Below are 5,461 nucleotides of genomic sequence, written 5' to 3' on the forward strand. Positions count from 1 at the left end.
CAGCTACCGCCACTGGCAGCAGGGCGGCCGTACGCCGCCGCAGGACATTGGCGCCGATCTCTACCCGAAGCTCGGGGCGTACGACTCCGGTGACTACGCCGGAGCCGTCGCGCAGCACATGAAGTGGGTCAAGCAGTCGGGCGCCGGAGTCATCGTCTACAGCTGGTGGGGCAAGGGCGGTTACGAGGACACCCTCGCCAAGGGTGTGCTGGACGCGGCCCAGCGGGAGGGCGTGAAGGTGGCCTGGCACATCGAGCCCTACGCGGGCCGCACCGCGGCCTCCGTGGTGTCCGACATCCAGTACATCAACACCACCTACGGCAGCCATCCCGCCTTCTACCGGGACGCCGAGCACAACAACCGCGCGGCCTTCTACATCTTCGAGAGCCTCAGGACCACCGACTGGGCCGCCCTCGACCAGGTCACGCGGAACAACACCGTCCTGGCACAGACCACCGACACCTCCAAGATCGCGCATTTCTCGGGGCTCTACACCTATGACGGCATCGCGGGTGCCACGGCCCCCGGCTGGAAGCAGGCCGGCGACTACGCGCGCGCGAACGGGCTGATCTGGGCGCCCTCGGTCGCTCCCGGCTATATCGACGACCGCGCGGTACCGGGCAACACCACCCCGACCCTAGGCAGGGACAACGGCGCCACCTACGACAAGGAGTGGAACAACGCGCTCGACCCCGCCATCGGCGGATCGCCCACCTGGGTCTCCGTCACCTCCTTCAACGAGTGGCACGAAGGCAGTTCGATCGAACCGGCCTCGTCCGCGCCGCCCGGTGGCTTCGGCTACCAGACCTTCTCGGGCGCGTACGGCAAGACCGGTGCGGACGCCGAGAACGCCTATCTCGACCGGACGAAGTACTGGGTCGGCCAGTTCGCCGCGCGGCGCGTGCGCTGAGCGCCGACGCGAGGGACAAGGCAACGGCCATGCACACGGACGGGCCCCGGGGAAACCCGGGGCCCGTTCCCGTATCCGGTTCCGTATCCGTGTGCGGGCGCGTTCCGGTGCCCGTATCCGTCCTGTATCCGGCGCCCGTTCCCGTCCGGGCTTAACACGGTGGATATGCGTAGGCCACCGGCCCGTGGTGGCGGCGTCGCCTTCCGGCCACCACCTCCTGGGAGCCTCCACAGATGCTCGCCCTGAACGCGGATGTGGACCCGAACCGATGCCGGACGCTGGGGCTCGCGGGTTCCGTCGCGCTCACCGCCGGCGGTCTGACCGCGGGCGCGCTGCCGGTACGCGAGGAGCTTCTGCCCACCTCCGGCCGCGCCGCGCTGGGCGTGCTCTGCGCGTACTTCGGACTCGTCCTGCTGATCGCGGCCTGGTGGTGGCTGGGCCGCGCCGTACGCGGGCCCCGGCCGCCCACGCCACGCTCGCTGCTGGTGACACTCGGAACCTGGGCGGCGCCGCTGCTGCTCGGACCCCCGCTGTTCAGCCGGGATGTGTACAGCTATCTGGCACAGGGCGCCATGGTCGACGCGCGGATCGACGTATACACCTACGGGCCCGCGCAGTTGGGCGGCCCGCTCGCCACCGAGGTGCCGCCCGTCTGGCAGCACACACCGGCGCCGTACGGTCCCGTGTTCCTCGCCGCCGCGGCCAAGGCGGCCGACCTGGCCCATGTCGACATGAACGCCGGGATCCTCGGGATGCGGCTGGTCGCGCTGCTCGGCGTCGGGCTGATGATCGCCTTTCTGCCGCTGCTCGCCGACCGCTGCGGTGTGGAGCGTTCCGCCGCGCTCTGGCTCGGCGCGCTCAATCCGCTGGTGCTGCTCCATCTTGTCGCGGGCGCCCACAACGACGCCCTCATGCTGGGGCTGCTCGCGGCCGGACTGGTGGCGGCACTGGGCGGCTGGCCCGTCAGAGCGGCCTTTCTCGTCTCGCTCGCCGCGCTGGTCAAGGCGCCCGCGGCGCTCGGGCTGCTCGCGGTCGCGGCGCTCTGGTCCGGTCACTTCACCGGACGGGCCCGTACGTTCCGAGCCGCCGCGCTGACCTGTGCCATCGCCCTTGCCACCACCGTGGTCGTCACCGCCGTGACCGGCACCGGCTATGGCTGGCTCGGTGCGCTCAGTACGCCCGTCTCGCCCGACAACTGGTCGCTGACCAGCGGACTCGGGCGGCTCTGCGGTGCGCTGCTGGACTCCGTGGGCAGCGGGCTCGCCGATCTGGCCGTACCGGCGTGGCGGTGGCTCGGCCTCTTGGCCACCGCTGTCGTCGTGGTGGTCCTGTGGCTGCGCCGGGTGCGGCTGGGCCCGGTCTACGCGCTGGCGCTGAGCCTGCTCGCGGTCTTCGCGCTGGGCCCGGCCTTCCGGCCGTGGTACGCGCTGTGGGGCCTTTTCCTGATCGCCGCCGCCGCGCCCGACGGCCGGGTACGGCGCTGGGCCGCGGCCGGCAGCGGCGTACTCGCCCTCGGACTGCTGCCCAGCGGCTATCCACCGGACGGCATGCAACTGACGCTCGCCGTGGGCGGAGGCGCGCTCGCGCTGCTCGCCCTCTGGTGGATGTTCGAGATGTCGGCCCCGAGCGGCGTCGCCTCCCGGCCCCGGGTGGTGTCATGAGGTGGCCCCATCCCGTCCTGGCGAGACCCGCCGGGCGGATCACCGCCGCGGTCTGCCTGGTCGTGGCCACGGCGGTCTTTCTCGCGACCGTCCCTCTGCACCGGGACTTCTTCGATGTCGGTGTCTACTACGGCACCGTCGACGACTGGATCCACGGCGACGGCCGGATCTACGACTATCTCAAGCCCGGCACGCACTACGGCTTCACCTATCCGCCCTTTGCCGCCGTCTCCATGCTGCCCATGGCACTGGTCTCCTGGCCGGTGGCCGTGGGCATCAGCATCGCGCTGAGCGTCGCCGCGTCGGCGCTGCTGCTGCACTGGCTGGTTGGCCCGCTCATCCGGCGCACCTGCCGGAGCCGGTGGTTCGCCTTCACCATGGCCGGCTGTCTGTTCGCGCTGTTCGAACCGGTCCGTGACACCTTCAGCTTCGGCCAGGTGAATCTGCTGCTCGTCACACTGGTCTTCACCGACGCCTGGCTGCTGGCCACCGGACGCGGCCGGTACGCGGGCATCGGCATAGGCCTCGCCTCCGCGATCAAGCTCACGCCCGCGCTCTTCATCCTCTATCTGCTGATCACCGGGCGCCGGCGGCAGGCGGGCGTGGCGGCGGGCACCGCGTGCGCCGCGACGCTGCTCGCCGCTCTGATCGATCCCGGCGCCAGCCGTACCTTCTGGACCGACGCCCTGTGGAACACCGACCGCGTCGGCTCCCTCAGCTATGTCTCCAACCAGTCGCTGCAAGGCGTACTGGCCCGTCTCCAGCCGGATCATCCCAGCCGCGTGGTGTGGCTGGTGTGCGTCCTCGCCGTCCTCGCGCTCTGGGCGTACCGGGCCCGCGCGGCCGTCCGTGACGGGGACGACCGGGCCGGGTTCGCCGTGACCGCGCTGGCCGCCTGTCTGGTCAGTCCCGTGACCTGGGTCCACCATCTGGTCTGGGTGATTCCCGCCCTCGTCGTACTGACCGACACCGCCCTGCGCGGCGAACGCCGGCTGCGCCGGGCGCTGTTGGCGGTGTGTGCCGTGCTGTATGTGATCCTGTGCAGCAGTGTGGTCTGGCTCTGGCGCTGGAACTCGACCGGTCTCGGCGCCTTCCTCGGTGCGAACGCCTATGTGTGGATCACGCTCGGCCTGCTGTTCGTACGGCTGTCGCCGCAGAACCCGCCGCTGCCGGAGGCGAGCGCCGTGGCAGGCGAGAAGGCCGGGGGAGTGGCCCGGAGGCAGGCCGATGACGCGGCCGACGGAGACGACGGGACGGAAGCCAGGAGAGAGGCCGAGGGAGAGGTCACCGGCGGACTCACGGGCGGGGCGGGGGCGGGCGCCATTCGATGAGCAGCAGTGTTGCGTCGTCACGCAGTTGGTTCTTCTTGTGGTCGAGGATCGAGTGGATGATCCGGCGCAGCGCCTCCGGGGCCAACTCGCCCGCCGCGGCTCCCCGGATGATCGAGTCGGTGAAACGGTCGAGCCCGAACTCGCTGCCGCCCTCGATCCGAGCCTCCGTCACTCCGTCCGTGTAGAGAAGCACGCGGTCGCCCGGTTCGAGCGTCACCTCATGGGCCTCGCGAGGCGTCCCGGCCAGCTCGGCGGGCATTCCCATCGGAGGCTGCGGTGTCCGTTCGAGCGCCTGGTCCAGCACCCGCTGATCACGGATGAGCAGCGGCGGCGGATGCCCGCAGTTGCACCAGCGGAAGGTCCCGTCCGTCAGATCGAGCTGGGCGATGACACCGGTGCAGTACTGCTCCGGCAGCCAGCGGCCCAGCGCCTCGTCGATGGTGCGGACCAGCTCGGGCAGCTCGGCACCGGCCCGTCGGGCGTTGCGGCAGCCCGCCACGGCAACGGCACTGGTCAGACCGGAGGCCAGATTGTGGCCCATGGAGTCGAAGATCGCGGCATTCAGAGTGGTCCGGGTCAGGGAGTGGTCGAAGGCGTCGCCGCCGACGTGGTACGCCGGTTCCACCACCGCCGTCGAGATGGCCTGGCTGTTGCCGATGGTGCGCGGAGGCAGCAGGGAGCGCAGCATCTCCGTCGGCAGATCCATGGGCTCGGTACGGGCATGGCGCGCGAAGGCGTCGCTGAACGCGCGCTTCGAGGTGATCGCCATGGCGAGTACGGAGGCGAGCATGCGGCACCGCCGCAGCCGCGTGCTGTCCAGCGTTTTCGTCCGCGCGCCGATGACGCCGAGCCGCTCCGCTCCGTCGACCAGCGGCAGCCAGGCGATCAGAGAGCCGCCCGGGGATTCCTCGACCCGCGGCTCCAGCGCGCGGTAGGTGGAACCCGCGACGGCGGTCTCCAGATCGATCGCGGGCAGCCCGTCGGTGAGCGGGACGAGATGGCGCTGCTGGATGTCTACGAGATAGACGGCGAGCTCCTCGACACCGATCGCGAGCGCGCACCGGTTCACCACCAGAGGCAGATCCATCGGGGCCACGGCATGGGCCTCGGCGAGCAGCTCTTCGAGCAGGCGTTCGCACGGGGGTGCGGGGGAATCAGTCGCCATCGCCGGACCTCCTCACTGGCAGTTTCACACCACCGGAGCGGTTCCGCCCGGTCAGACACCGCCTGGGGCGATGGTCAGATCTGGCCGAAGAGCTGGGTCCAGTAGGTGCCTGCGGGGCCGCCGCCCGCGAAGCCGATACCGAGATGGGTGAAGTCCGGCTTGAGGATATTGGCCCGGTGGCCCGGACTGTTCATCCATCCCGTGACCACCTCGCGCGGGCTGCGCTGGCCGCAGGCGATGTTCTCGCCGATGCCCCGGTGCGTGGCGCCCGCGGCGGCGGCGCGGTCCCAGGGCGCGAGCCCCTCGGGCGAGGTGTGCGAGTAGAAGGCGCGCGCCGCCATGTCGGCGCTGTAGGCCTGCGCCGCCGACGCCAGACGCGGATCGTCGGCCAGAG

5 protein-coding genes are annotated in these 5,461 nt (G+C 70.9%); 3 read left to right on the plus strand and 2 right to left on the minus strand.

All coding sequences use genetic code 11. From position 1 onward, the window contains the following. The 3 genes from GA0115259_RS32855 to GA0115259_RS32865 form a co-directional block, all read left to right on the plus strand. Positions 1 to 910 (plus strand): glycoside hydrolase family 99 protein (locus tag GA0115259_RS32855; protein ID WP_237540661.1); only part of this gene is annotated, 910 nt, incomplete at its 5' end. 233 nt (positions 911 to 1,143) lie between these two features. Continuing rightward, positions 1,144 to 2,571 carry a polyprenol phosphomannose-dependent alpha 1,6 mannosyltransferase MptB gene (gene mptB, locus GA0115259_RS32860; protein ID WP_176732734.1) on the plus strand — a complete coding sequence of 476 codons (1,428 nt, stop codon included), beginning with the start codon at positions 1,144 to 1,146 and terminating at the stop codon, positions 2,569 to 2,571. After that, entirely contained in the window at positions 2,568 to 3,902 is a 1,335-nt protein-coding gene (locus tag GA0115259_RS32865) for a glycosyltransferase 87 family protein (protein WP_093603715.1), read from the plus strand. Before mptB ends, GA0115259_RS32865 begins: the two co-directional genes overlap by 4 nt. Here the strand turns inward: GA0115259_RS32865 and GA0115259_RS32870 are convergent. Together GA0115259_RS32870 and GA0115259_RS32875 are read right to left on the minus strand one after the other, a co-directional pair. Beyond that, positions 3,868 to 5,067 (minus strand): PP2C family protein-serine/threonine phosphatase, encoded by a 1,200-nt coding sequence (locus tag GA0115259_RS32870; protein WP_093603717.1) that lies wholly within the window; start codon positions 5,065 to 5,067, stop codon positions 3,868 to 3,870. The genes GA0115259_RS32865 and GA0115259_RS32870 overlap by 35 nt on opposite strands. A 74-nt stretch (positions 5,068 to 5,141) precedes the next feature. Next, a partial coding sequence (locus GA0115259_RS32875) for a CAP domain-containing protein (protein ID WP_141716787.1) occupies positions 5,142 to 5,461 on the minus strand: 320 nt, incomplete at its 5' end.

Origin of the sequence: Streptomyces sp. MnatMP-M17 (assembly GCF_900091995.1) — a bacterium.
In the GTDB taxonomy this organism is placed as follows: domain Bacteria; phylum Actinomycetota; class Actinomycetes; order Streptomycetales; family Streptomycetaceae; genus Streptomyces.

Bases quoted from the DNA above. Each gene is read 5' to 3' on its own strand.
- mptB (WP_176732734.1), top strand. From the start codon at position 1,144: ATGCTCGCCCTGAACGCGGATGTGGACCCGAACCGATGCCGGACGCTG.
- GA0115259_RS32865 (WP_093603715.1), top strand. From the start codon at position 2,568: ATGAGGTGGCCCCATCCCGTCCTGGCGAGACCCGCCGGGCGGATCACC.
- GA0115259_RS32870 (WP_093603717.1), bottom strand. From the start codon at position 5,067: ATGGCGACTGATTCCCCCGCACCCCCGTGCGAACGCCTGCTCGAAGAG.